This window comes from Hoeflea sp. 108, assembly GCF_000372965.1.
Taxonomy (GTDB): domain Bacteria; phylum Pseudomonadota; class Alphaproteobacteria; order Rhizobiales; family Rhizobiaceae; genus Aminobacter.
This window is the reverse complement of record NZ_KB890024.1, coordinates 2,796,327-2,822,057: the sequence shown is the minus strand read 5'-3', so window position 1 is coordinate 2,822,057 and position 25,731 is coordinate 2,796,327. Positions and strand designations below refer to the sequence as shown.

The window sequence follows — 25,731 nt, the reverse complement described above, 5'->3', positions numbered from 1 at the left end:
GATATAGGGACAGCCGGGGACAAGATTTCCGTCAGGGGCGCACGGCCGTCACTTCGATCTCGACCAGCCAGCCGGGTGCGACGAGGCCCGCGACCTGCATCACCGAGCGCGCCGGCAGGTTCGGCTGCTCCTTGGTACCGAAGAACTGCGTGTAGCCTTCCATGAAGCCTGCAAAATCCATCTTGCCGCCCATAGCGGGGTCGCCGACGAGGAAGACCTGCATCTTCACCACGTCGCCCATCTTGAGCCCGAGATCGGCAAGCGTCTTGTCGATCGACTTCAGCACCGATTCGGTCTGGGTCTTGGTGTTGCCATAGGCGGCGAGGCTGCCTTTCTCCGCCTTTTCGTCGACGACCGAAGGGACGGCGCCGCTGACATAGACAGTGGTCTTGCCCGACGGCACTTCCACGGCGCGGGCGATCGGGAAATCCGAGTTCGGCGTCTTGTGGCGAATGACGTCCTCGGCCAGCGCGCTGCCTGACATGAAAACGCCAGCCAGCAGCGTGGCGGCGGCGATCCGCATCTTGGTCATTTCTGTCTCCTTTTTTGGAAGGGGAGCGGGCGGCCCTGCCTGGAAAGCCGCCCGGCCTTTCTTGTCAGCGGGCGCCGGCGACATCCTCTGCCGTCACCGGGTCCTTGTAGTCGTTGCCGAAATTGGTTCGGACATAGTTGACGACGGCGGCGACCTGATCGTCGGACATCATCTGGCCGACCGGCGGCATTCCCTTGAGGCCGTGCAGGATCACGAAGACGGGATAGCCGCCCGTTTCGAGATTCGTGTTCTTGGCGAGTGCGGGATATTTGCCGGCGCCGACTGCGCCCTGTCCCTTGTCCATGTGACAGGCCTGGCAGACATTGGCGTAAAGCTCCTGGCCGGTCTTTTCCGAGAACTTGTCGCCCGTGGAAAACGTCGCTCCGGCTGAATCTGCCAGGGCCGTGGTTGCCGAAAGCGCTGTTGCGAATGCCGTTGCGACGAGAAGGCCGAGTGGCCGTGCGTGTTGCTGGGTCATGGTGGCATGCCTTGCGAAAACGAGGGGTGAGGAATGACAGGCCATGGCCGTCATCCCGAAACGACGCGCTGATGCAGCCGGGTGATCGCATCCAGCGACGACAGGATCGCTCCTTCCATCCAGGCGGGAATGTAGGAGGCGTGTTCGCCTGCCAGCACGATGCGCCCGTCGATCTTGCAGAGGTTCTCGTAGTGCTCCTTGCGGGCTTCCTCGGTCCAGTCGCCGGCGCAGCCAAGGGTGAAGGGCGAGCGGTGCCAGGCCATCGAGATGCCGTTCTCGAACTCGTCCTTGTATTGCGGATGGATCATCGTGCCGTATTCGACGGCGCGCTTGACCCGCTCCTCCGGTGCCATGGCGGTGAACTCGTAGGAGTGCGGGCCGTTCCAGGTGTAGGCGCCGAGCAGCACGCCCTTGCCGTTGGTGTTGAAGCTGGTGCTCGGATAGGAGATCTGGGTGATCGGCAGGTCGGTGTAGCTGACGCCGCCGAAGATCAGTTCGTCCTGTTCCCAGAAGCGGCGCTTGAACTGCAGGCCGACCTTGACCGAAGAGGCGTAAGGCACGGCTTCGATTGCCGCCTGCATGGGGGCGCTGACGTTGAGCTCGATCTGGCTGAGAATGGTCAGCGGAATGGTGCAGATGCACCAGTCGGCCTTTTCCTCGACCATGGTGCCGGGCTTCTGCTGGTCTTCATAGGTGACCGTCACGCCCTTGTCGTCCTGGTGAATCTTGGTGACCTTGGCGTGGTAGGCGATGAGGTCGCCGACTTCCTTGGTGAAGGCCTTGCCGATCATGTCGATGCCGCCGACAGGCTGGAACATGGTCGTCTGGAATTCATAGAGGGCGAAGTTGGCGAGGCTGCCCCACAGGCCCGAGCTCAATATATCCTTGAGCGCGATCGGCTCGCTCGGCGTCGGCACCGCGGTCAGGCCGCCGCCGGGATCCTTTGCAAAGCCGCGGAATTCCGATGTCGCAAGGCTCTTCACATAGGCATAATCCTTGTCGAGCGCGCCCCAGGACTGGAGCGCTTCGAGCAGCATCTCCTGGTCTTCCTTGGTCACCGCGCCTTCGAGCTTGCCGGTGTGGGCAGCCTTGGCCAGCAGTTCCGAGACATGGCCCTGGAAGTCGATCTTGATGTCGCGGACACGCTGCGGTTTGCCGCCGAAGGCCTTGGACGAGTGCAGGAAGGCGTTGTGGTTGAGCTGCTGGAACGGTTCCAGCGTCACGCCGAGGCGGCGGCAATAGGCGAGCAGGCCATTGTGGTGGTAGGGAATACGCCACGGACCGGGGTTGATGTAGAGGCCCTCGTCGAACTCGCATTTCTGCGTCGCGCCACCGAGCTCGGTGTAGGTGTCGCCGCCACGCAATGTCCAGTTACGGCCGCCGGAGCGGCTGTTGTATTCGAGAATCTTAACCTTGTAGCCTACTGCCCGCAGTTCCAGCGCAGCTGTCATGCCGGCGAGGCCGGAACCCAGGATCAGGACGGTAGCGCCCTTGGGGTCGCCTTCAAGCTTCGGTGGTCCTCGGTATCCGGATTCAACGGCGAGGCCCAGGCTGGTCATTGCCTGGTACATGGCCGCCGAACCGGCGGTCAGGCCGATCAGGGACAGCAATTGGCGCCGGCTCATACCGGTAAAATACTGGGATTGTTGCATGATTTGACATCCTCCGGGCGACGGTGGGCGGGGGCCGCACGTTATCCGGCTGGAGCATCGTGGAACCAGGCTCCAGCTGCAGCACGCAGCCTATGCCCATGCTCGGGCGTGTCAACTGGGCCAGATCAGGGCGGCGATAGGGGCTGGCTGGACCAGTTTGGAGCCGGCAAAGGTCATTTTCAGGCGCCAGTATTCAGGGAAGCCGGCGGCTTTCCGCCATATGATCGGTTTACCAACCGTATAATCTTTCGTGGTCCCATTTCTCCTGGAAGGCAGAAAAGCAGTTGGTTCAGGGGATGGGCGAAAGATGTTCAAGACGCTCTTCATGGCCGCGGGCTTGGCGATGGCGGGATTTCCCTGTCAGGCCTTTGCGGATGTTCTTGTGGCCAGGGTCAGCATTGCCACACAGACAATGACCGTCAGCGTCGACGGGAGGGTCATCCATCAATGGCCGGTGTCGACGGCCCGCAAGGGTTATGTGACGCCACGCGGCAGCTGGCGGCCCAAGCGGCTGCATCGCATGTGGTATTCGAGCAAGTATGACAATTCGCCGATGCCCTATTCGGTCTTCTACAATGGCGGCTACGCCATCCACGGTACCGGCTCCGTACGGCAACTCGGCCGGCCGGCCTCGCATGGTTGCGTTCGCTTGCAGACCGGCAATGCCGCGTTGTTCTATTCGCTGGTCCGCGAGGTCGGAGCCGGCAATACGCGGATCATCGTCACGAATTAGGTGAGGTGAGAGCTATGACGTTGGCCACTTAGTTGCCGATTTACCTCACTGGCGCAGCGAATGTGCCTGACGAGGCGGGATTGGCGCGTTAGGCGCTTGGACTAATTTGGTCAGATGCTAATATAGACGCATTCAATATTCTGACGTCCTGACCAAGCTTGGTCGTGGATGTCGAAGCGCGGCGTGGGGATGCGCCGCGAAGACGGTACGGGGATGACGGGCCTACGAGAGGGCCGGGGAGTGGGGACTCCCCGGCCTTTTCATTTCCGGCTTCCGACGCGACTTTAGCTGTCCAACCTAAGTTCCCTCGAAGATATAGACAAATTTTGCCCGGGAGCGTCGTTCTGGGGCATTTCCTTTCGCGACCTCACTCGATAGGACTCATTGTCAGGGAGGTCGCCTGATGAAATCGGAACCGCGCGTAGCGCTTTCGGAGCCCGTCTCCGACGAGATACGCAAGACCACCTGCTATATGTGCGCCTGTCGCTGCGGCATCGACGTCCATCTCAAGGACGGTAAGGTCCGCTACATAGAGGGCAACCGCGACCATCCGGTCAATCGCGGGGTGCTGTGCGCCAAGGGTTCCGCCGGCATCATGCAGCACTACGCACCGGCGCGGCTGAGTGGGCCGATGCTGAGGACCGGGCCGCGCGGCTCCGGCGAATTCAAGCAGATCTCCTGGGATGAGGCGCTGTCGCTTGCGACGAGCTGGCTCGACGACGTCAGGCAGAACGATCCGAAAAAGCTCGCCTTCTTCACCGGCCGCGACCAGTCGCAGTCGCTGACGGGCTTCTGGGCCCAGCAGTTCGGCACGCCCAATTATGCCGCCCATGGCGGCTTCTGCTCGGTCAACATGGCCGCCGCCGGCATCATGACCATCGGCGGGGCGTTCTGGGAATTCGGCGCGCCCGACTGGGACCGGACCAAGCTGTTCGTCATGTTCGGCGTGGCCGAGGATCACGATTCCAACCCGATCAAGATCGGCATCTCAAAGCTCAAGAAGCGCGGTGCCCGCTTCGTCTCGGTCAATCCCGTGCGCACCGGCTATTCGGCCGTCGCCGACAACTGGATCGGCATCCGTCCCGGCACCGATGGCCTGCTGATCCTGTCGCTGGTGCACGAATTGCTCAAGGCGCGAAGAATCGATGTCGACTACGTCGTGCGCTATTCGAACGCGACATGGCTGGTGATCGACGCGCCTGGCACGCCCGAACACGGGCTGTTCCTGCGTGACAAGGATGGCAAGGTACAGATCCACGAGACTGTCACCGAACAGGTGGTGCCGCTGGGAACGTCAGGCGCGCGGGCAGGGCTCTACGGCCGCGTCGGGCTGCCGGATGGCCGCTTTGCAGTGCCGGCATTCCAGTTGCTGGCGGAAAAGTATCTCGATCCGCAATATGCGCCGGAGGCGGTCGAGAAGGAAACTGGCGTTTCGGCGGAGACGATCCGTGGGCTGGCCACCGAGATCGGCCGTGTCGCCTTCGAGGAGACGATCTCGATCGACCAGCCATGGACCGACGTCAACGGCCAGCGCCACGAGAGTTTTGTCGGCCGGCCGGTCTCGTTCCATGCCATGCGCGGGCTTTCCGCCCATTCCAACGGTTTCCAGACGGCGCGCGCGCTGCATATGCTGCAGGTGCTGATCGGGGCGGTCGACTGTCCCGGCGCCTTCCGTTTCGAGCCGCCCTATCCGAAGCCCATCAGCGCTCATCCGACGCCGCATGGCAAGGCCGAGCACTTCGGCTCCAACAAGCCGCTTTCGGGGCCACATCTCGGCTTTCCCAGGGGACCGGAGGACCTTCTGGTCGATCCGGAAGGACGGCCGATGCGCATCGACAAGGCCTTTTCCTGGGATGCGCCGATCTCTGCCCATGGGCTGATGCATATGGTGATCGCCAATGCCCATGCCGGCGATCCATATTCTGTCGATCTGATGTTCCTCTACATGGCCAACATGGCCTGGAACTCGTCGATGAACACGTCAGGCGTCATCAAGATGCTGGAAGACAAGGACCCTGATACAGGCGAGTACCGCATCCCAAAGATCATCTATTCGGATGCCTATTCCTCGGAGATGGTCGCTTACGCCGACCTCATCCTGCCCGATACGACCTATCTCGAACGGCACGACTGCATCTCGCTGCTCGACCGGCCGATTTCCGAGCCCGATGCCGTGCAGGACGCCATTCGCTGGCCGGTGGTCGAGCCAGACCGGGATGTGCGCGGCTTCCAGACGGTTCTGCTCGATCTCGGCGCGCGTCTGAGGCTACCGGGCTTCGCCGACAACCACGGAAAGCCGCTTTACAAGGATTACGCAGACTACATCGTGCGCCATGAGCGGCGGCCGGGCATCGGACCGCTGGCCGGCTTCCGCGGCAGTTCAGGCGATCGCGCCGGACGAGGGGCGTCCAATCCCGAACAGCTGGAACGCTACATCGAGAACGGTTCTTTCTTTTCGGCCCACATTCCGCTGGAGGCGCAGTTCTTCAAGCACGCCAACCAAGCCTATCAGGATTTTGCCGTGCGCATGGGCTTCTTCGACACGCCCCAGCCGGTGACCTTCCAGCTCTACCAGGAGACGCTGCAGAAATTCGTGCTCTCGGCGGAAGGTGTGCGCGAGCCGTTTGCACCAGAAACGCACCGGGAGCGCATCCTCGAAACCTTCGATCCGCTGCCTGTCTGGTATCGGCCGTTCGAGGAAGCGGCGGTGAGCGGCGAAGAATACCCCTATCACGCCATCACCCAGCGGCCGGCGGCGATGTACCATTCCTGGGGCTCGATGAATGCCTGGCTGCGCCAGATCCACACCAAAAACCCGCTTTATGTGCCCGGCGCGATCTGCGATCAGCACGGGCTTTCGACGGGCGACTGGGTCTGGGTCATCTCGCATCACGGCCGCATCAAGGTCGAGATCGCGCGCATGGAGGCGGTCAATTCCAGCACGTTGTGGACCTGGAACGCGATCGGCAAGCGGGAAGGGGCATGGGCCCTCGATCGCGATGCACCGGAAGCGCAAAAAGGCTTCCTGATGAACCATCTGATCCACGAGCTTCTGCCGCCCAAGGGCGACGGGATGCGCTGGTCGAACTCCGACCCGATCACCGGACAGGCCGCCTGGTACGACCTGCGCGTGCGCATCGAGAAGGCCGAGCCTGCAAAGGTCAGCGAACCGCATTTCTCGGCGGTGGCGCAGCGGCGGCGGCATGCGGAAGAGCTGCGCTACGGCCAGGAGTGGGCAAAATGAGGGGAATGTCGGGCAAGACCTTGCGGACAAGTCGCCTCTCCCCGTTCACGGGGAGAGGAAGCCGGCAGGCAGGTGAGGGGCAGAGTAATCGCCGCAGGTTCGCTCTGCCCCTCATCCGGTCCTTCGGACCATCTTCTCCCCGTGAACGGGGAGAAGGAAGTGAGGGCTCATGACCAGCCTGCCGTCACTGCCGACGCCGAAGAAACTAGGGCTGGTCATCGACCTCGATGTCTGCGTCGGTTGCCATGCCTGCGTCATCAGCTGCAAGGAATGGAACACCGGCGGCTACGGCGCGGCGCTGTCGGATCAGGAGCCTTACGGTGCCGATGTCTCGGGCACCTTCCTCAATCGCATCCACACATTCGAGGTCGTGCCCGAGGGCGGCAAGGTGATCGGCGAGGCGGGCGACGCCCGGATCGTGCATTTCCCAAAATCCTGCCTGCACTGCGAGGATGCGCCCTGCGTCACCGTCTGCCCGACCGGTGCTTCCTACAAGCGAGCCGAGGACGGCATCGTTCTCGTCGACGAGAGCAAGTGCATCGGCTGCGGTCTGTGCGCCTGGTCCTGCGCCTATGGTGCGCGCGAGATGGACCTCGCGGCCGGGGTGATGAAGAAGTGCACGCTCTGTGTCGACCGCGTCTACAATGAGACACTCAAGGAAGTCGATCGCATCCCATCCTGCGTGCGCACCTGCCCGGTAAACGCCAGGCATTTCGGCGATCTTGGAGATCCCGGCTCTGACGTTTCGCGCATGGTCGCCGAACGCGGCGGTTTCGACCTGATGCCGGAGCAGGGTACGCGCCCGACCAACAAATATCTGCCGCCACGCCCGCGCAAGTCGCTCGCCGCAAGTGCTGCCATGCTTGCTGAAAACACCGACGGGGCTAGGGGCTTCTTTGCCTGGCTCGATGGAATGCTGGACAGAATCTGAAACATGCATCCAGCACCTTCCATCATCATCTTCACCACGCTTTCGGGATTGGGCTACGGACTGGCCGCCATGCTCGGGCTCGGCCTGCTCGATCCCTCCGCCGTAGCCACCAAACTCGCCCATGTGCTGGCGCTGGCAATGATCTCGGGCGGGCTCCTGGCATCGACGCTGCATCTCGGCAATCCGCAGCGCGCCTGGCGGGCGCTATCGCAATGGCGTTCGAGCTGGCTGTCGCGCGAGGGTGTGATGGCGCTGGCGACCTTCGTGCCGCTGGCGCTTTCGGCCTGGTTTGCCGTCATCGACGGACGCTACGTGCCGGCAGTTGGCGTCGTCGGGGCCGTGATGTGCGCGGTAACCGTCTACTGCACCGGCATGATCTATGCCTCGCTGCGGTCCATTCAGGGCTGGAACACGCAAGCGACGCCGCTCTGCTACCTGCTTTTCGCAGCCGCCGGCGGGCTTGTGCTCGCGACGGCATTCGCCGCCGTCGCAGGCAGCAGCACAGTCGTGCCGGCGATAGTGGGCATCATAGCGGTCATGGCCGCCTGGTGCGCCAAGCATGTCTGGTGGATCCGGCTGCGCACGCTATCGCCTTTGTCGACGCCCGAGACCGCCACCGGTCTTAGCGGTATCGGACGCGTCAGGCTGTTCGAGCGGCCGCATATCAACGACAACTACCTCACCCGCGAAATGGGCTTCAAGGTCGCGCGCAAGCACGCGCTGAAGCTGTCGAAGCTTGCGATGATATCGGGCGGAGCCGTGCCGATCCTGTTGCTGGTGGTCGCGATGCTCTCAGGCGCGGGCGCCGTGGCGGTCACCGCATCGGTGCTGGCGGTGGCGTTTTATGCGCTCGGCGTCGTCACCGAGCGCTGGCTGTTCTTCGCCGAGGCCAAGCACGCGGTTATGAACTACTACTGACGATAATCAGGAGTCGGCAGCCAGCTTGCCGGCCTTGTTTGCCTTGCGCGGCTTGCCGTCCGAGAGCATCCAGCGCTTGTGGAACCACATCCACTGGCCGGGATCCTCGCGCACCCAGCGTTCGACCGTGTCGTTGAGCATCTGGGTAAGGGACTGGACATCGACTGCACCATCCTCGCGGCGCGGCAGCGCGAGCTTGTCCTCCACCGTCAGTCGGTAGCGATTGCCAGGCAGGCGGATGCAATGGGCCGGGTAGACGTCGCAGTCATAGTGGCGGGCGAGCATGGCGAGCACCGGGTTGGTCTCGCATTCGCGGCCGTAGAAGGTCGTCCTCAGTCCGCGATTGAACTTCTGGTCGACGAGCACGCCGACATTGCCGCCGCGGTCGAGGATGCCGGCGAGGGCGAATGAAGCGCCGCGCTGCGATGCCAGCAGGTCGCCCATGTTCGAGGTGCGCCTCGAAAGGATGTATTCGGCGAGGTAGGGATTGTTGGGCGGCCTGAACAGGGCGGTGATCTTCATGCCGAAAGTCGCGGCCGCGATCGGCAGTAGCTCGAAATTGCCGAGATGGGCGGTGAAGACGATGTGTGGTTTGTCTTCGCCTGCGATCTCCAGGAAATGGTCGATGCCCGACACCTCGATGCGACCGGGCGTCTTTGCCGCGGGGTCGAAATCGAAGATCTGGTCGAGGAAGATGTATTCCGCGCCCAGCCGGCCCATATTGCCCCACATGTCCAGGGCGATGGCCTCGATCTCGGCGTCGCTCTTTTCCGGATAGGCGTTGCGCAGATTGTCGACGGCGACGCCATGGCGGCCGACCCAGGGGCCGACCGTGCGGGCTGCCCGGTCGGCGAAGTTCAGCGCCCTGTCGACAGGCAGAAGTCGAAGCAGCTTCAGCACCACCAGTGCCACCTGGGCGACAAGCCAGTAGTTGAGCATGCGGAGCCGCCCCATGATGCGCATCATCGTGGGGTTGGGAATCTTGCTGGCCTTCCTGCGGGGCAATTCGGAACGATCCTCAGTCGATGCGGAGGATGATCTTGCCGAAGACGTCGCGGCCTTCCATGCGCTTCAGCGCCGTGTCGATGGAGCCGAAATCGACCTCAGTGTCGATGACAGGCTTGACCAGCCCGGCGGCCATCTTCTGCATGGCGTCGGCCATATTTTCCATGCGGCAACCGAAGGAGCCGAGCAGCTTCAGCTGCTGTTGGAACAGCATCATCAGGTTTACTTCGGTCGACACACCAGAAGTCGAGCCGCAGGTGACCAGACGGCCGCCGCGCCTCAGGCTGAACATCGAGCCGGCCCAGGTGTCCTTGCCGACATGCTCGAAGACGACGTCGACCCCCTTCTTCTTGGTCAGCTTGCGCACCACGCCTTCGAAGCGATCCTCGCGGTAGTTGATGACGTGGTCGGCACCGAGCGCCTTGGCCTTTTCGATCTTGTCGTTGGAGCCGACAGTGGTGATGACGGTGCAGCCCATCTTCTTGGCGAGCTGGATCGCTGCCGAGCCGATGCCAGAGCCGCCGGCATGGATGAGAATCGTCTCACCGGGTTCCAGCTTGGCGTTGTCGAACAGCATGTGCTCGACCGTGCCGAAGGTGACAGGTGCAACTGCAGCGCCAACGGCGTCGACGCCGGGAGGGGCCGGCACCAGCAGGCGCGCCGGCAGGTTGATCTTTTCCTGGGCGAAGCCGTCGAGATGAAAGCCGTGCACGCCCGAGACGTGTTCGCAGAGATTGTCGCGGCCTTCGCGGCAGGGGCGGCACAGGCCGCAGGTGCGGGCGCCGTAGATGGACACCAGCTGGCCGGGCGCAAGGCCGGTCACGCCGGGGCCGACCTGGTCGACTTCGCCAGAGGCTTCGGCGCCGATGACCAGCGGCAGCTTGCGCTTGGCGAACGCCATGCCGCGCCAGCCCCAGACGTCGATGTGGTTGAGGGCAACCGCCTTGATGCGGAGCGTGACTTCGCCGAGGCCTGGAGGCGGCGGCGGGGCAATGTCGACCTGCTCGAGCCGGCGGTCCTCAACGAGCTGCAATGCGCGCATGGTGTCGCTAATCCTTGTCGCTGCGGCGCCCGCGCATCGCATTCGATGCCCAAGCGGCGTCGCAGTGCCTAATTTCGTGTAGGCGGTCGCTTAGACCGGTTCCCGCGCCATGACAAGGCAGGTGTTCTGGCCGCCAAAGCCGAAAGAGTTGGAAAGCACGGTGCGAACCTCGGCCTTCCGCTTCACATTCGGCACCACGTCGAGCTCGATCGAGGGATCGGGATTGTCGTAGTTGATGGTCGGCGGAATGACGCCTTCGCGCATGGTCATGAGCGAGAAGGCGGCCTCGATGGCGCCAGCTGCCGACAGGGTGTGGCCGATCATCGACTTGTTCGACGACACCGGAATCTTGCGGATACGCTCGCCGAACACGGTCGAAAGCGACAGATGCTCCATCTTGTCGTTTTCGGGCGTCGAGGTGCCGTGGGCATTGACGTAGTCGATCTCGTCTTCGCTGAGGCCCGCATCGGCAAGCGCTGCCTTGACCGCACCGATGGCCGGCGAGCCGTCGGGCTTGGAGCGGGTGCGGTGGAAATCGTCGGCCTTTTCGCCGCAGCCCCTGAGGATGCCCAGCACTTCGGCACCGCGGGCAAGCGCGCTTTCGAGCGATTCCAGCACCAGCGCCGCAGAGCCTTCCGCCAGCACAAAGCCGTCGCGGTCCTTGGAGAAGGGCTTCGATGCCTTTTCGGGCACGTCATTGTTGGTCGAAAGGGCCGACAGCAGCGAGAAGCGGATCAACGCCTCGGCGGTTGCCGAGCCGTCGGCGCCGACCGACAGTGCGCGGTCGCATTCGCCGCGACGGATCGCCTCGACGCCGAGCTGGATGGCGGTGGCGCCCGAGGCGCAGGCCGTCGAGGTGGTGATCGGCAGGCCGCGCGTGCCGAAGCGGTCGGCGAGGCGATCGGCGATCGAGCCGAACTGCGACGTCTCGAACATATCGAGCGAGTTCTGGTTGCCCGCTACCTTGAGCAGGCGCTCCGAGGCCGAGCCTTCGTCGTCGCCGGCATAAAGCGCAAAGCGGTCGCGCCAGTCGAGCTCGACCGGCGGGGAGGCAAGGAACAGCGGGCCGTCGAAATCGCCGCCGGCAAAACCGGCTTCCTCGACGGCTTCGCGTGCTGCCGTCTCGGCCAGCTCGTAGGTCAGGGCGCTGGCGCCTTTGGTGCTCGACGGCAGGAAATCGACCATGCCGGAGATGCGGGTGTTGAGCAGCTCGGTGGGGAAGCGGGTGATCGGGTGGATGCCCGACTTGCCCGCGGTCAGCGCTGCCCAGTTGTCGGCCTTGCCGACACCAAGCGAGGTGACGACGCCGATACCGGTGACGGCGACCACTGGTCTGCCGAGATGATCCTTCAGATTGGCCATGTTCTGTCCTGACACCCTTCAGCGCGGCGCGGAGACGAGCGCCAAGCCTTCGAATTGGTGATAGCCGACGGCAGTTGCGAGAACATTGCGCGGCTTTCCGGCAAATTCCTTCTCGCCAGCCTCGAAAGCCGGGTAGCCCGCGCCGCGATCGACGGCGAGCGCGGCAAGGGCCACGGCAAAGGGAAACTGAGCTTCTTTCATGTGGCCGGTGAGCGACGAGAGCGCGCGTGCGGCAATGGGCTTGGCGCCGAGCACTGCTTTTTCGGTCGCGGTGGCGGCATGGGCGCCTGATGCACCCGAGATCGCCAGCAACTCACCGTCGGGCAGCTGCGCCCTGGTCAGCAGTTCGGCAAACCCGGCCTCCAGGCCACCGTCGCGGCGACGACGGGCGCGTCCCGAAACGACGGGACCGAGCTGCGCATAGATCTTCTGGCCGCGGGCTTCGGCATGCTCGCGCGATTCAAGCACCAGGAATGCGCCGCCGGAGCCGGAAACCACGCCGCCGCCTTCGGAGCCCTGGCGCTGCCACACGGGCTTCCATGGGCCACGATGAAGGTAGCCGGCCAGTTCGTAGCCGAGCAGCATGTCGGAGTGTTCGGTCTGGAAGGCACCACCAACCAGCACATGGGTCGACTGGCCGGAGCGGATGCGCGCTGCAGCCGTCTCGATGGCCGAGACGCCTGCGCCTTCCTCGCCCATGAAGGTGCGCGAGGAGCCGGTGACCTTGTGGACGATCGAGATGTTGCCGGCCAACAGGTTCGAAAGCTGGGCCAGGAACAGTGTGGGGCGCAGTTCGGTGGTCAGCTTCTCGTTCAGCAGGACGTCGCGGTCGCCGCGCGTCTCCGACGCGGCAAGCACGCCGGCGTCGACCGTTTCATCGCGTTCGCCGCCACCGGCAGCCACGACCATGTCCATGGTCGTGCTGAGCTCGTCATTGCCCTTGATGCCCGCGTCATCGAGCGCCATGCCGGCAGTGTAGGTGCCCAGCCGCTGCCAGGTCTCCATCTGCCGCTGGTCGCCGCGCTTGGCGATCTGCAGGCCCCAGTCGATTTCCGGGAGGGGATGGATCGAGTAGGGCGAGAAACGCTCCACGTCGATGACGGGCGCAGCGTCAGGGGCGCTGAGCTTCTGCCAGTGAGCCTCGCCGCCTTCGCCGAGCGAAGAGACGAGGCCGATGCCGGTGATGACGACGTCGCGATTGGCCATGGGCGGCTTCAGTGTTCTCAGGCGCTCTTGGCGGCGACGAGTGCGTCGATCTTGGCGCACAGGTTCTTCATGACGAAATATTCGTCGGTCGAAGCCTTGCCGTCATTGACTTCCTGCGTCCACTTCTCGAGCGGCACCTTGATGCCGAACTCCTTGTCGATCGCAAAGACGATGTCGAGGAAGTCGAGGCTATCGATGCCGAGGTCGTCGATGGTGTGGCTCTCGGGCGTGATGGTGTCGATGTCGATCTCACTCGTCTCGGCAATGATCTTGGCGACTTTCTCGAAGGTCGTGGACACGGCTTTTCCTTTGATGAGTGCGGTCATGAACCTGAAACAGATTCTGCGCGCATAGTGTTGAGGGGCTGTCTAATCGGTTTTTCCGGACAGGAAAAGGCCAAATTCTGCGCCTTGGTTGACGCATCCGGGCCCGTCCGCCGGGGAAGGTGCGGGGTTCGGAGCGTCAAAAGACGATGCGGCCAAGCACATGCAGCTTGTCTCCCTGAAGGCCGACGATCAGCGCCTCACCCTCGCGCGCGGCTGCGCCAGTCAGCGCCTGGATGTTCTCCAGATGAGTGACGAGCACGATGTTGTCGGAGCCCGAGAAGTTCTTGATGATGTCCATGACAGCAGCGACGTCGGCATGCTGGGTGGCGTCGGTGGGCTTGTCCAGTGCCGCCATCGGCTCGACGGACTGGTCATCGAAGGCGAGGCGGGCTGTCTCCAGCGTCCGGCAATAGCGGCTCGCCAGCACCTTTTCGACCGGTGCGGCGCGGGCGGCAAACAGCGCACCGATCTTGCGCGCCTGCTGGCGTCCACGGTCGGAAAGGTTGAGCTGGGTCGAGCATTTCTCGATGTCGAAGTTGGGAGGCTCGACGGTGCCCGTCGTCATGGCGTTGCGCAGGAGCACGACGTGGCCGCCATTGCGCAGCAGGGCCCAGCCGGCCTCGGTGGCTTGGGCAGGCACTGCAAAAGACAAAAGCAAAAGCGCAAAGGCAATTCTGAGCATGAAAGATCCTGGCCGGCGTTGCGGATATAGGGATGCCAAAGCCGATTGAAAGGCAAGGCGCGCAGAAAGTGCTTTCGCTATACTGGCTTAACCATCCAAGCTTGATCGGCGCGGCGACGGCGGCGATGCTCGTCCCGTTCGATTCCCGAGAAAAAGCGCAGATGTCCCCACTCGTTGAAACCGTGCTCTTCGTCTTCGGCCTGGTGGCACTGGGATATCTTGCCGGCGTCACCGGCTATCTCAGGGTTGAGGCCGGCGATGCGCTCTCGGAATTCGCCATCGGGGTGGCGCTGCCGCTGCTTCTGTTCCGCACCATGATCGGGGCGGATTTTCACGGTTCCGCGCCCTGGGCGCTGTGGGCCACTTATTTCGCTGCCGTCATCGTCACCTGGACGGCTGGCCATCTGGTGACGACGCGATTGTTCGGGCGCGACGGGCAGGCCGGGGTCGTCGGCGGCGTGTCGTCGGCGTTTTCCAATCTGGTCCTGCTCGGCATCCCCTTCATGCTCGGCGTTTTCGGCCAGCAGGGTTTCGAAGTGCTGTCGCTGATCATCTCGGTGCACCTGCCGACCATGATGATGGCCTCCATCATCCTGTTCCAGCTGTTCGGGCCGCGCCGCGACGAGCCGCTGCATCCCCTCGAAATCATCAGGGACTTCCTGCGCAAGGTGTTCACCAACCCGCTGATCCTCGGCATCCTGGCCGGACTGGCGTGGCGCGCGACCGGATTTCCGCTGCCGGGACTTGCCAGCAGATTCGTCGATGCACTGGCCAACATCGCCGGCCCGCTGGCCCTGTTTGCCATGGGGGTAGGGCTCAGGAAATTCGGCATCTCGGGCAACATCAAGCCGGCGCTGGCCCTGTCGGTGCTCAAGCTGATGCTGATGCCGGCAGTCGCATTGGGGTTTGCCTGGCTGTTCGGCCTGCCGCCCTTGCCGGCCAAAGTGGCCGTGGCCGCCGCCAGCCTGCCGTCGGGCGTCAATTCCTACCTGATCGCCATCCAGTTCGGCACCGGGCAGGCGCTGGCCTCGAACCAGATGACGATTGCAACCGGCTGCGCTGTGTTGACCACGGCTTTCTGGCTGACGGTCGCCACCATGGTGTTCGGCTGACGGCATTTGGTTGCGGCTGGACCAACGTATCTATGCCATAATCCGGTTGCTCGGCGGGCTCGCGGCACGCTACTAGTCTCTGACATGGCGTGCCGGACATCGACCGATCCGCGCGGACGCCGCTTCGACGAATTCCAAGATCAGTTCGCGTCCGTTAGACGCCACACAAGGAGGCCAATCCATGCTCCAGAAAGCCAGCCAGTTCATGAGGCAGGCCAATCTCATCAACGGCGAATGGGTGCAGGCTGATTCCGGCAAGACCGTCGACGTCATCAACCCCGCCACCGGCCTGAAGATCGGCACCGTACCGCGGTCCGGAGCCGCCGAGACCCGCCGCGCCATCGAAGCCGCGAGCGAAGCCTTCAAGACCTTCCGCAAGACCTCGGCGCTCGAACGCTCGAAGCTTCTGCGCAAGCTTCACGACGCCATCATGGACAATCAGGACTCGCTCGCCGAGCTTTTGACCATCGAGCAGGGCAAGTCGCTGACGGAAGCCAAGGGCGAGATCGGCTCGTCGGCAGCCTATGTGCTGTGGTTCGCCGAGGAAGCGCGCCGTACTTATGGCGACGTGGTTCCGTCGCCATGGGCCGATCGCCGTGTGCTTGTCACCAAGGAGCCGGTGGGCGTCATCGCGGCCATCACGCCGTGGAACTTTCCGTCTTCCATGCTGTCACGCAAGCTCGGACCGGCACTGGCGGCGGGTTGCACCGCCGTGGTCAAGCCTGCTTCGCAGACGCCTTATTCGGGCCTTGCCTGGGGCGCGCTGTGCGAGGAGGTCGGCTTCCCCAAGGGTGTGGTCAACGTCGTGACCGGTTCAGCCGGCGAAATCGGCGACGAGATCTGCGCCAACCCGCTGGTCAAGAAAATCACCTTCACCGGCTCTACCGAGGTCGGCAAGATGCTGATCGCCAAGTCGGCTTCGACCGTGAAGAAGGTGTCGATGGAACTCGGCGGCAATGCGCCGTTCCTGGTTTTCGACGACGCCGATATCGATCGCGCCGTTGAAGGCGCCATTACTGCGAAGTTCCGCAACTCCGGCCAGACCTGCGTCTGCACCAACCGCTTCTTCGCCCAGGCCGGCATCTACGACAAGTTCGTGGCCAAGCTGGCCGAGGCCTCGAACAAGCTCAAGGTCGGTTCCGGCCTGGATGCCGGGGTGCAGCAGGGCCCGCTGATCGACGAAAAGGCTGTCGAGAAGGTCGAGGAGTTCATCGCCGACGCAACCGCAAAGGGCGGCAAGGTGGTTGCCGGCGGCAAGCGCCACGCGCTTGGCGGTTCGTTCTTCGAGCCGACGGTCATTTCCGACGCCACGCCTGCCATGATGTTCATGAAGGAAGAGATCTTCGGCCCGGTCGCTCCGGTGTTCAAGTTCGAGACCGAAGAGGAGGCGATTGCGCTCGCCAACGACACGGAATTCGGCCTCGCGAGCTACTTCTACACCGGCAATCTCGGCCGCGCCTTCCGCGTGATGGAAGGACTGAAATACGGCATGGTCGGTGTCAACGAAGGCCTGATCACCACGCCTGAAGCGCCGTTCGGCGGCGTCAAGGAGTCGGGTCTTGGCCGCGAGGGCGGTCATCAGGGCATCGAGGACTATCTCGACACCAAATATGTCTGCATCGGCGGACTGGGGCTCTAGGGCGCGCCATCGCTGTGCCAAGGGCAGCGCGCGGTCCAAGCCGGACCGCGCGTTTTCTTTTGTCGTTGAATCCGAAAACTCGCGTAAGTTGCTGTAGTTGTTTGTTTTCGGCCGATCCAGTGAGGCGGCCTGGCTCATGGGCGTCGGTCACGTGTCACTGATCGAATAGCCAAGCTGGTGAGATCGGGCCATCTTGCGGATGCCGCGAATCCGATGCGGTCGGGAAGGCGTGCCGTCGGCAATACGTTGTCGGCAGGCGGGAGGAAGTGGAATGACTTCAGCGTGGCGCATGGTCGTCGGGGCGTTCGGGCTGGTTGCCCTCGCGGTTGGCTTTCTCGCTGTCGTCTACCTGACGGCGCCGGAGAAGCCGGGGCCTGACCTCGCGCGCGCCAAGAATTCGGCCAAGGGCCTATACGCCCTGTCTATTGCGCCCGAGGCCGGCGAGCCCAGGCAGGGCGACCTGCACAATTGGGTGCTGACGGTGAAAACACGGCAGGGCGCGCCGGTTGAAGGGGCAGCAATCACCATCGGCGGCGGCATGCCCGAGCATGCGCATGGTCTGCCGACCAGCCCCGAGGCGACGGCCTATCTGGGAGACGGGCGCTATCGCATCGAGGGCATGAAATTCTCGATGACTGGCTGGTGGCAGCTCAAGTTCGGTATCACGGCTCCGGCTGGCGCCGATGACGCCACCTTTAACCTGGTGTTATGAGGCCATGGCACGCGGCCCGCTTTCCAAACTGACAGCGGCCGCGGCGCTCGTGGCAATGCTGGCAGGCTGCAGCGATGCCGACTTCACAGATACCGAAAAACGCACGATCGCCTCGATGTCCTTGTCGGCGCTGGCACCGCTGCCGCCCGATCCGACCAACCGTTTCGCCGACGATCCGGGGGCTGCAGCGCTTGGAGCGACGCTGTTCTTCGACACCGGCATGAGCCGCGACGGCAATGTTGCCTGCGGCACCTGCCACAAGATCGACCGCCAGTTCCAGGACGATCTGCCGCGCGGCAAGGGCGTGGGCGAGACCAACAGGCGCACCATGCCGTTGGCGGGCGTGGCGCGCGATCCGTTCTTCTTCTGGGACGGCAGGCGCGACAGCCTGTGGTCGCAGGCGCTGACGCCGCTCGAGAATCCGCTCGAACATGCCGGCACACGCACGGCCTATGCGCACTACATCAAGCGCCGCTTCGGCGAGCGCTATGAGCGGATCTTCCGGCCGCTGCCCGACCTTTCAAACCTGCCGGCAAGTGCCGGACCGTTCGGGACGCCCGCCGAACAGGCGGCCTGGGCCGGGATGACCGACGCCCAGCGCGACGGCATCGATCGCCTCTATTCCGACATCGGCAAGGCAATCGCTGCCTTCGAACGTTCGCTCGTCCATGGCAAGACCCGTTTCGACCGCTTCGCCGATGCTTTGGCGCAAGGCCGGCAACCATCGGCCGGAGACGATCTGACTTCAGAGGAACGGCAGGGGCTCCGGCTGTTCATCGGCAAGGCCAATTGCTCGACCTGCCATACCGGCCCGCGCTTCACCGACAACCATTTTCATAACACCGGCGTTCCGCCGGTGTCCGGTCTGTTTGAGGACCGCGGCCGGGTCGCCGTTCTCGCGGAGGTGCAGGCCGATCCGTTCAACTGCCTCGGCAAATTCCGTGATGGCGGCGAGGAGGCCTGCGGAGAGTTGCGTTTCATGCAGAAGAGTTCACCGGAACTGGTGAGGGCCTACAAGACGCCGTCCTTGCGCGGGGTGGCCGAGCGCCCGCCTTACATGCATGCCGGCCAGTTCGTGTCGCTGGAGCAGGTCGTCAGCCACTATGCCACGGCCCCGAAGGCTATCGAGGGCGAAACGGAGATACATCCGGTGGCACTTTCCGATCGTGAAAAGGCGGCGCTGGTGGCCTTCCTCAAGACGCTCAGCGAGTAGTCAGCGGTCCTTTACCGTTTCCATCGCCACGAAAGTCGATGTCTGGGCGACGTGGGGCAGGGCGGAAATGCGTTCGCCCAGAACCCGACGGTAGGTGGCTATGTCCCTGGTGCGGACCTTCAGCAGGTAATCGAAGCTCGCCGCCATCATGTGGCATTGCTCGATCTCGCGCACCGCATGGACCGCACGGTTGAAATCGTCGAGGGCTGCCGAGCGGGTGTCGGAAAGCTTGACCTGGACAAAGGCGACGTGGCCTTCGCCCATGCGCTCGCTGTCGATGACCGCCTGATAGCCCCTGATGAAGCCCTCTTTCTCCAGTCGCTTGACCCGCGCCTGCACCGGGGTCTTGGAAAGTCCCACTTTTGTGGCAAGCTCAGCCATCGACAAGCGTCCGTCGCGCGAAAGGGCGAACATGATGTTGCGGTCGATACGGTCCAATTGATCTTCAGACATGGATATTGCGGCTCATTTGGAAGATAATTGCCTTCGATCCTAGGTCAGTTAGTCTGCAAAGTCGAATTATTTGGACCGGCCGGAATCCGGGCGACGTGCTAGTTTTCGTCAAAATGCTCGGGCGTGGGTTCGCGCCGGGCGTAGCCTCAACCGCTCCACAGGATCGCCATGTCAGCGCTCGACGCCATCCGCCAGGAAATTCGCGCCAACTACCTTCCAGACGAAGCCGCCGCCGTGAAGCGGCTGGCTGATCTGGCCAACCTTTCCGCCGACGACCGCAAGGCGATTTCCGCCCGTGCGGCCGATCTCGTGCGCGCCGTTCGCGGCTCGACCGATCCGCGGCTGATGGAAGTGTTCCTGTCCGCCTACGGCCTGTCGACCAAGGAAGGCGTGGCGCTAATGTGCCTGGCCGAGGCGCTGCTGCGCGTGCCCGACACCGAGACCATGGACGATCTCATCGCCGACAAGATCGCGCCACATGACTGGTCGTCGCATTCGGGCGGTTCGAGCTCGATCTTCGTCAATGCCTCGACCTGGGCGCTGATGCTGACCGGCCGCGTGCTGGACGAAGGCGAGGGCTCGATCGAACGCACGCTGCGTTCCATGGTGCGCCGTCTCGGCGAGCCGGTGATCCGCACCGCGGTTGCCGCTGCCATGCGCGAAATGGGCGAGCAGTTCGTGCTCGGCCGCACCATCACCGAAGCGGTCAAGCGTGGCCGCTCGATGATCCAGAAGGGCTATCTCTACTCCTTCGACATGCTGGGCGAGGCCGCCCGCACCGAAGCCGACGCACTGCGTTATCACCGCGCCTATGCCGAGGCGATCTCGTCGCTCGACAATGGCACCAACGGCCCTGACATCCGCTACAACCACGGCATTTCGGTGAAGCTGTCGGCGCTGCATCCGCGCTATGAAGTCTCCCACAAGGACGACATGCTGCCTGTCATGGCCGAGCGGCTGCTGTCGCTGTGCCTGGCCGCCAAGCGCGCCCGCATGGGCCTCAACATCGACGCCGAGGAGGCCGACCGCCTCGACCTGTCGCTCGACGTCATCGAGCGCGTGCTCGCTCATCCCGACCTCGCCGACTGGCACGGCTTCGGCGTCGTCGTACAGGCCTATGGCCCGCGCACGGCGTTTGCCATCGACTGGCTCTATGCTCTCGCCAACAAGCTCGACCGCAAGATCATGGTGCGCCTGGTCAAGGGTGCTTATTGGGACACCGAGATCAAGCGCGCCCAGACGCTGGGCCTGCCTGGCTATCCGGTGTTCACCCGCAAGGCCAATACCGACGTCTCCTACATGGCCTGCGCCCGCAAGCTCTTGTCGATGACGGATCGTATCTACCCGCAGTTCGCCACGCACAATGCGCACACGGTCGCCGCCATCCTGTCGATGGCCTCGGATCGCACCTCGTTCGAATTCCAGCGCCTGCATGGTATGGGCGAGGCCCTGCATGAGACGGTGCGCAAGGCCGAGGGCACGCGTTGCCGCATCTATGCGCCTGTCGGCGCGCATTCCGACCTGCTTGCCTATCTGGTTCGCCGCCTGCTCGAGAACGGCGCCAACTCGTCCTTCGTCCATCAACTGACCGACGAGGACGTGGCCCCGGAGGACATCGCCCGCGATCCGCTCGAAACGGTGGAGACGCAAGGGCCGGCCTCCAATCCGTCGATCCCGACCCCTTCGGCGATCTTCGGCGCTGGCCGTCCCAATGCCAAGGGCTGGGACATCACCGACATCACGACGCTGGCAGCGATCGATCATGCCAAGTCGGCATTCAAGGGCCCGGACCGCTGGACGGCCAAACCGATCACGCGTGCTGCTGGCTATGGCGCCTCGCGCAAGGTGATCAACCCAGCCAAGCCGTCCGACGTCGTCGGCACCGTGACAGAGGCTGCCGCCAAGCAGGTGGACACGGCCGTTCGCATCGCCGTCGAGGCGCAGCCGGCCTGGGCGAAGAAGCCTGTCGCCGAGCGTGCGGCCATCCTGCGCCGCACCGCCGACCTCTATGAGGCCAATGCGGTCGAGTTCTTCGCGCTTGCCACCCGCGAGGCCGGCAAGTCGCTGTCCGACGGCGTGGCCGAGGTGCGTGAGGCGGTCGACTTCCTGCGCTACTACGCCGCCGAAGCCGAGAAGGCTGAGGCCGGCACCGAGGCGCGCGGCGCCATCGTCTGCATCTCGCCATGGAACTTCCCGCTGGCCATCTTCACCGGCCAGATTGCAGCGGCACTTGTGACCGGCAACACCGTCATCGCCAAGCCGGCCGAGCAGACGCCGTTGATCGCGGCGCGTGCCGTCGAGATGATGCGCGAGGCCGGCGTGCCCGAGGACGTGATCCAGCTTTTGCCGGGTGATGGCCCCAATGTCGGCGGACCGCTGACGGCCGACCCGCGCATTGCCGGCGTCTGTTTCACCGGTTCGACCGAGGTCGCCAAGATCATCGAGCGGCAGCTTGCCGAGACCGCCCGGCCCGACGCCATGCTGATCGCCGAGACAGGCGGCCTCAACGCCATGATCGTCGATTCCACGGCACTTCCCGAGCAGGCGATCCGCGACGTGCTGGCCTCGTCGTTCCAGAGTGCCGGCCAGCGCTGTTCGGCGCTGCGCGTGCTCTACGTCCAGAAGGACGTCGAGAAGAAGATGGTCGAGATGCTGAAGGGCGCCATGGATGCGCTTACCGTCGGCGATCCTTGGCATCTGTCCACCGATGTCGGCCCCGTCATCGATGAGGAAGCGCAGAGCGGCATTCGCGATTACTGCGCCAAGATGGAAGCTGGCGGCAAGCTGATCGCCAAGCTCGACGCGCCTGCCGACGGCCGTTTCGTTGCCCCGCATGTCTTCAGGGTCAAGGGCATCGAGGACATGGAGCGCGAGGTCTTCGGCCCGGTGCTGCATGTCGCGACCTTCGATGCCGATCAGATCGACGAGGTGGTCGCGGCCATCAACCGCAAGGGCTACGGCCTGACCTTCGGCCTGCACACCCGCATCGAGGGACGCGTGCAGCACATCGTCGACAGCATTCATGCCGGCAATATCTACGTCAACCGCAACCAGATCGGCGCGGTGGTCGGCTCGCAGCCCTTCGGCGGCGAAGGCCTTTCCGGCACCGGTCCCAAGGCGGGCGGCCCGCACTATCTGCGCCGGTTCCGCAAGTCGGCCGAAAGCGGCCAGGTCACGGCTGACGGCCGCAAGGTGACGGCAACCGAGCTGGTCGACAATCTGGTCGATGCCGGCGAATGGGCGACGCGCGGCGACCGTATCGCCATCCTGCGCAAGCATTTGCGCGGTAAGGGTGCGCAGGCAATCGCCGCTGCTGCCGGAATCGATTTCGGCCAGGTCGACCTGCCCGGACCGACCGGCGAGGCCAACACGCTGTCGCTCAACCCGCGCGGACGCGTGCTCGTGCTCGGGCCCGATACCGAGACGCTGCTCGCCCAGGCGATCCAGGCGCTCGCCGCTGGGTGCTCGGTGCTGGCGGTTGCCCCCGGTGCCCCGGCGGCCCTGCAGGCGCTGCTTGGCAAGGGCCTGCCTGTGGCTGCTCTCGACGCTCGTGCCGACCCGGTCGAGGCGCGGGCGCTGGCAGTCGATGCGGTTGCCTATTCAGGCACGCAGGAAGGCATGAAGACCATTCGCAAGGTGCTGGCCGAGCGCAAGGGGCCGATCGTTCCGCTGATCAGTGAAACGATCTACCCGGCAGCCTATGCCCACGAGCGGGCGGTCTGCGTCGACACGACAGCCGCCGGCGGCAACGCCAGCCTGCTGGCATCTGTCTGATCAAAAACGAAAGGGGCAGGCTCAGGCCTGCCCCTCGATCTCTTCCGGCGCGCATCCGAACCGCAGCAGATTGCCGTGCGGATCGTGGATGTAGAATTCCTTCATGTTCCACGGTCGCACCGTAAAGGGGCTCAGCCGTTCCACCGCTCGCGCCGAGAATTCGGCGTGCAGGGCAGGGACCTCGCCGCCCCTGATGTAGCAGGACGTGACCTCGGGCAGCTTGCGGTCGTCCGTCTTCCAGAAATGGATCTCGACCTCGCCACGCCGGACGATCAGGTAGGCGTCCATGTCAGGCCCGATGACCTCGAAGCCTAGCCGGTCGCGGTAGAAGTCACGGCTCTCGCCAATGTCTGGCGAGGGCATGACGGGAATGCTGCGGGCCAGATCTGTCATTCTCAGGCGCCTTCGACGACCGAAAAGCCCTCGAACTGCGGATGGCCGACATAGGACGCCTTGGACGAACCGGCATTCTTGTGCGCGGCGCGGAAATTCTCCGACTTCGTCCAGGCGATAAAATCGTCCTGGCTCGCCCATACCGTGTGCGAGGCGTAGAGCGTGTAGCCCTCGGCCTCGTTCACCGGCCCACGCAGCAGGTGGAACTCGCGAAAGCCCTTCATTTCGCTGAGGGTCGAATCGCGGTTCTTCCAGACGTCCTCGAACGCCGTCTCTGAGCCGTTCTGAACCTTGAAGCGGTTCATGGCGATATACATGCTTTTTCCTCTCAGGTGTTCGTGCCGGCATCGGCTGGCCGGATCGGGTGGAATGTCACAATCTTTTCGTCGGCGAGGCGCGCCGCGTTTACCGGATTCGGGCCGGCCTGACGGATGCCTGCGTCGCGATAATGAGCGAGTTCGGTGACCTTGTCGCTCAAGGACGTCGCTGCCATCCGGTCGATCAATTCGCGCAGTTCTGGCCGCAGGCCGTCACCGCGCACAGCCGAAATGGCATCCAGAGTGTTCAACAAAGACATTGTCGTCATCCTCTTTCGAAGCTGATCATCGCGTTTCCAGAGGGATTTCGAAGTGCCAGGTCGAGCGTCCAGCTTCGGGTGGAATGGGAGGGAAAGGAGCCGCGCGGCGCACGGCGTCGAGGCCAGCCTTGTCGATCGCCGGCACGCCGGAACTGCTTGTCACACTGATTGAACTCACGCTGCCATTTGCCGTGACGACGAACGAAACGACCACCACGCCCTTGCCTCTCGACATTCTGAACGATCTTGACAGCTTTGAGCGGACCTTGCCGGAATAGTTGGAGACTGCGGCATTGCCTGCCGATGCGCTGCTGCCGTTCTTGCCTTTGGTGGTGGTGGTGCCGTTGTCCGCGCCGTCGGCCGCGCCCCTGCGCGCGTCGGCCTGGCCCTTGCCGCCGGATCCTGCCTTGACGGGGGCAGGCTGCCTGGCAGGGGCCTTTTCCAGCTTCTTCGGCTGCTCGGCCTTTTTCTCGGGCTTCTTGACCGGTCTCGGCTCGGCCTTCTTCACCGGTTCTGGCTTCACGGGCTCAGGCTTTGGTTCTGGCTTCACGACTTCCGGTACAGCCTCGGCGACGATCTCTTCAGCAACCGGCACCGTCTCGGTTTCGGTCTCGACCGGTTCGACCTTTGCCATTTCGACCGGCTTCTGGACGATGTTGTCGTCCTCGACGGGCTCGATCTTGTCGGTGGCAAGGATTTCCGGCAGCGGATCGGTGGTCGTCGGCTGCACCGGCTGGTCGGTGACCGGCTGGATGGTTTCAGCGACAGGCGTTTCCTGGGCCGCGGTTTCAACTGCCTCTGCAGGTGTGAATTCCGGCACGGCCTGGGCTTCGACCGTCTCGACGGGCTTGGCGTCCAGCATCGTGACCATCGTCACATTGGTGATGGTATTCGGATCGATCTCCGACTGATCGCCTGCAGCCGACTGGTCCTCGGAGGCATTGCCGAGCAAGGTGATGCCGGCATTGGCGCTGCCTTCGATCAGAACCTGATCTTCGTCGCCCCGCGTCATGAAGAACATGGCGACCGCGGCGTGGAAAACACAAGAAGCCAGGATCGCGGCCAGCCACTTGCGGCTGCGAAGCCTGACCGTGGATTGCCTCGGCGACAGCGGCTCGCTTGCCGGGACCTGAAGCAGCGGGCTGGCGTCGGCCAGAACGCTTCCGTGCGCGGTGTCGCGGGCGCAGATGCGCAGTGCGCCGCGCGGGATTGCGAATTCGGGGTCGTCGGGCTCGGCCGGCCAGGCACCGATGCCAGCCAGAGGCCAGGCGACTGTGCTTTTGGCGAAGGCCGGTTCCAATCCCACGTCTGCCCCCTCAGATGCCGAACGCGATGCCGGATTTGGATGCGGTGCGCAGCGACTTCACACAGGCGCCGGGCTCGATGCCCGGGCCGGTGCAATCGGTGGCATGGTTGATCAACACGCGGCTGACCTTGGTGCAGTCGGTTCCCGGCAGGTCGAAACGCGTCACCTTGGTCTTGCCCGCGGGCAGGTCCTTGAAGTCGAGCACGGTCAGCCGGTCGACCACGCCGGCGTCGTTGAACAGCGCGATCTCGAAGGCGGCCTTGGACAGCTCGGTGCCGAGATTGTTGCTGACCACAAAGGTGAAGCGGCAGCCCTTGTCTGAGGGCTGCGCTGCGTTGAGCTCGAGCACAAGCTCGGGAGAGGGGCTCTGGGCGACGGCGGTTGCCGCCGTCGCGAGAAGAGCCGCCGCCCCGACGAACGATGTCGCGAGGTGGCGCATCG

24 protein-coding genes are annotated in these 25,731 nt (G+C 63.9%); 9 read left to right on the top strand and 15 right to left on the bottom strand.

Annotation, left to right across the window (positions count from 1 at the left end; translation table 11 throughout):
- Positions 1 to 31: 31 nt before the first annotated feature.
- The 3 genes from B015_RS0114000 to B015_RS0113990 all read right to left on the bottom strand — a co-directional run bounded on the left by B015_RS0114000 (position 32) and on the right by B015_RS0113990 (position 2,662).
- On the bottom strand, positions 32 to 532 hold the full coding sequence (locus B015_RS0114000) for a RidA family protein (RefSeq protein WP_040456756.1): 501 nt from the start codon (positions 530 to 532) through the stop codon (positions 32 to 34).
- Positions 533 to 596: 64 nt separating this feature from the next.
- Positions 597 to 1,010 (bottom strand): cytochrome c, encoded by a 414-nt coding sequence (locus B015_RS0113995; protein ID WP_026227270.1) that lies wholly within the window; start codon positions 1,008 to 1,010, stop codon positions 597 to 599.
- A 50-nt stretch (positions 1,011 to 1,060) separates the two neighbouring features.
- Positions 1,061 to 2,662, bottom strand: a complete 1,602-nt coding sequence (locus tag B015_RS0113990; RefSeq protein WP_040456215.1) for a flavin monoamine oxidase family protein — start codon at positions 2,660 to 2,662, stop codon at positions 1,061 to 1,063.
- A 307-nt stretch (positions 2,663 to 2,969) separates the two neighbouring features.
- Between B015_RS0113990 and B015_RS0113985 the strand changes: the two genes are divergently transcribed.
- The 4 genes from B015_RS0113985 to B015_RS0113970 all read left to right on the top strand — a co-directional run bounded on the left by B015_RS0113985 (position 2,970) and on the right by B015_RS0113970 (position 8,488).
- Positions 2,970 to 3,395: a L,D-transpeptidase gene (locus tag B015_RS0113985; RefSeq protein ID WP_018428332.1), complete on the top strand. Its 426-nt coding sequence runs from the start codon at positions 2,970 to 2,972 to the stop codon at positions 3,393 to 3,395.
- A 403-nt stretch (positions 3,396 to 3,798) separates the two neighbouring features.
- Positions 3,799 to 6,639, top strand: coding sequence for a molybdopterin oxidoreductase family protein (locus B015_RS0113980; protein WP_018428331.1), 2,841 nt, complete (start codon positions 3,799 to 3,801; stop codon positions 6,637 to 6,639).
- Between the two features lie 169 nt (positions 6,640 to 6,808).
- A complete protein-coding gene (locus tag B015_RS0113975; protein WP_018428330.1) occupies positions 6,809 to 7,570 on the top strand; it encodes a 4Fe-4S dicluster domain-containing protein in 762 nt (253 codons plus the stop codon).
- A gap of 3 nt (positions 7,571 to 7,573) precedes the next feature.
- Complete coding sequence (locus B015_RS0113970; RefSeq protein WP_018428329.1) at positions 7,574 to 8,488, top strand: DmsC/YnfH family molybdoenzyme membrane anchor subunit; 915 nt, start codon at positions 7,574 to 7,576, stop codon at positions 8,486 to 8,488.
- 6 nt (positions 8,489 to 8,494) lie between these two features.
- Here B015_RS0113970 and B015_RS0113965 read toward each other — a convergent pair whose 3' ends face one another.
- The 6 genes from B015_RS0113965 to B015_RS0113940 form a co-directional block, all read right to left on the bottom strand.
- The gene (locus tag B015_RS0113965; RefSeq protein WP_018428328.1) at positions 8,495 to 9,454 is read right to left on the bottom strand and encodes a lipid A biosynthesis lauroyl acyltransferase; all 960 of its coding nucleotides are present in this window, start codon (positions 9,452 to 9,454) and stop codon (positions 8,495 to 8,497) included.
- A 52-nt stretch (positions 9,455 to 9,506) separates the two neighbouring features.
- On the bottom strand, positions 9,507 to 10,535 hold the full coding sequence (locus B015_RS0113960; protein WP_018428327.1) for a zinc-binding dehydrogenase: 1,029 nt from the start codon (positions 10,533 to 10,535) through the stop codon (positions 9,507 to 9,509).
- A gap of 90 nt (positions 10,536 to 10,625) precedes the next feature.
- Positions 10,626 to 11,897, bottom strand: coding sequence for a beta-ketoacyl-ACP synthase (locus tag B015_RS0113955; protein ID WP_018428326.1), 1,272 nt, complete (start codon positions 11,895 to 11,897; stop codon positions 10,626 to 10,628).
- A gap of 18 nt (positions 11,898 to 11,915) precedes the next feature.
- Positions 11,916 to 13,103, bottom strand: a complete 1,188-nt coding sequence (locus B015_RS0113950) for a beta-ketoacyl-ACP synthase (protein WP_018428325.1) — start codon at positions 13,101 to 13,103, stop codon at positions 11,916 to 11,918.
- 17 nt (positions 13,104 to 13,120) lie between these two features.
- Complete coding sequence (locus B015_RS0113945) at positions 13,121 to 13,429, bottom strand: acyl carrier protein (protein ID WP_018428324.1); 309 nt, start codon at positions 13,427 to 13,429, stop codon at positions 13,121 to 13,123.
- Between the two features lie 136 nt (positions 13,430 to 13,565).
- The gene (locus B015_RS0113940; protein WP_018428323.1) at positions 13,566 to 14,111 is read right to left on the bottom strand and encodes a histidine phosphatase family protein; all 546 of its coding nucleotides are present in this window, start codon (positions 14,109 to 14,111) and stop codon (positions 13,566 to 13,568) included.
- A 161-nt stretch (positions 14,112 to 14,272) separates the two neighbouring features.
- Between B015_RS0113940 and B015_RS0113935 the strand changes: the two genes are divergently transcribed.
- The 4 genes from B015_RS0113935 to B015_RS0113920 all read left to right on the top strand — a co-directional run bounded on the left by B015_RS0113935 (position 14,273) and on the right by B015_RS0113920 (position 18,787).
- Positions 14,273 to 15,223, top strand: coding sequence for an AEC family transporter (locus B015_RS0113935; protein WP_026227268.1), 951 nt, complete (start codon positions 14,273 to 14,275; stop codon positions 15,221 to 15,223).
- A gap of 181 nt (positions 15,224 to 15,404) precedes the next feature.
- Positions 15,405 to 16,862, top strand: coding sequence for an NAD-dependent succinate-semialdehyde dehydrogenase (locus tag B015_RS0113930; protein WP_018428321.1), 1,458 nt, complete (start codon positions 15,405 to 15,407; stop codon positions 16,860 to 16,862).
- Between the two features lie 271 nt (positions 16,863 to 17,133).
- Entirely contained in the window at positions 17,134 to 17,574 is a 441-nt protein-coding gene (locus tag B015_RS0113925; protein ID WP_026227267.1) for a FixH family protein, read from the top strand.
- A gap of 4 nt (positions 17,575 to 17,578) precedes the next feature.
- Complete coding sequence (locus B015_RS0113920) at positions 17,579 to 18,787, top strand: cytochrome c peroxidase (RefSeq protein ID WP_018428319.1); 1,209 nt, start codon at positions 17,579 to 17,581, stop codon at positions 18,785 to 18,787.
- Here the strand turns inward: B015_RS0113920 and B015_RS0113915 are convergent, their stop codons facing one another.
- Entirely contained in the window at positions 18,788 to 19,240 is a 453-nt protein-coding gene (locus tag B015_RS0113915) for an Lrp/AsnC ligand binding domain-containing protein (RefSeq protein WP_026227265.1), read from the bottom strand.
- 168 nt (positions 19,241 to 19,408) lie between these two features.
- Between B015_RS0113915 and putA the strand changes: the two genes are divergently transcribed.
- Positions 19,409 to 23,014 carry a bifunctional proline dehydrogenase/L-glutamate gamma-semialdehyde dehydrogenase PutA gene (putA, locus tag B015_RS0113910; RefSeq protein WP_018428317.1) on the top strand — a complete coding sequence of 1,202 codons (3,606 nt, stop codon included), beginning with the start codon at positions 19,409 to 19,411 and terminating at the stop codon, positions 23,012 to 23,014.
- 21 nt (positions 23,015 to 23,035) lie between these two features.
- On the opposite strand, the gene B015_RS0113905 is transcribed toward putA, so the two are convergent.
- Genes B015_RS0113905 through B015_RS0113885 form a run of 5 tightly spaced genes read right to left on the bottom strand, consistent with a single transcriptional unit; the run spans position 23,036 to position 25,729 of the window.
- Positions 23,036 to 23,407, bottom strand: a complete 372-nt coding sequence (locus tag B015_RS0113905) for a VOC family protein (RefSeq protein ID WP_018428316.1) — start codon at positions 23,405 to 23,407, stop codon at positions 23,036 to 23,038.
- 2 nt (positions 23,408 to 23,409) lie between these two features.
- A complete protein-coding gene (locus tag B015_RS0113900; protein WP_018428315.1) occupies positions 23,410 to 23,724 on the bottom strand; it encodes an antibiotic biosynthesis monooxygenase in 315 nt (104 codons plus the stop codon).
- Positions 23,725 to 23,735: 11 nt separating this feature from the next.
- On the bottom strand, positions 23,736 to 23,993 hold the full coding sequence (locus B015_RS0113895; protein WP_018428314.1) for a hypothetical protein: 258 nt from the start codon (positions 23,991 to 23,993) through the stop codon (positions 23,736 to 23,738).
- A 16-nt stretch (positions 23,994 to 24,009) separates the two neighbouring features.
- Positions 24,010 to 25,290 (bottom strand): TonB family protein, encoded by a 1,281-nt coding sequence (locus tag B015_RS0113890; RefSeq protein ID WP_157632738.1) that lies wholly within the window; start codon positions 25,288 to 25,290, stop codon positions 24,010 to 24,012.
- A 10-nt stretch (positions 25,291 to 25,300) separates the two neighbouring features.
- Complete coding sequence (locus B015_RS0113885; protein ID WP_018428312.1) at positions 25,301 to 25,729, bottom strand: hypothetical protein; 429 nt, start codon at positions 25,727 to 25,729, stop codon at positions 25,301 to 25,303.
- Positions 25,730 to 25,731: the final 2 nt, after the last annotated feature.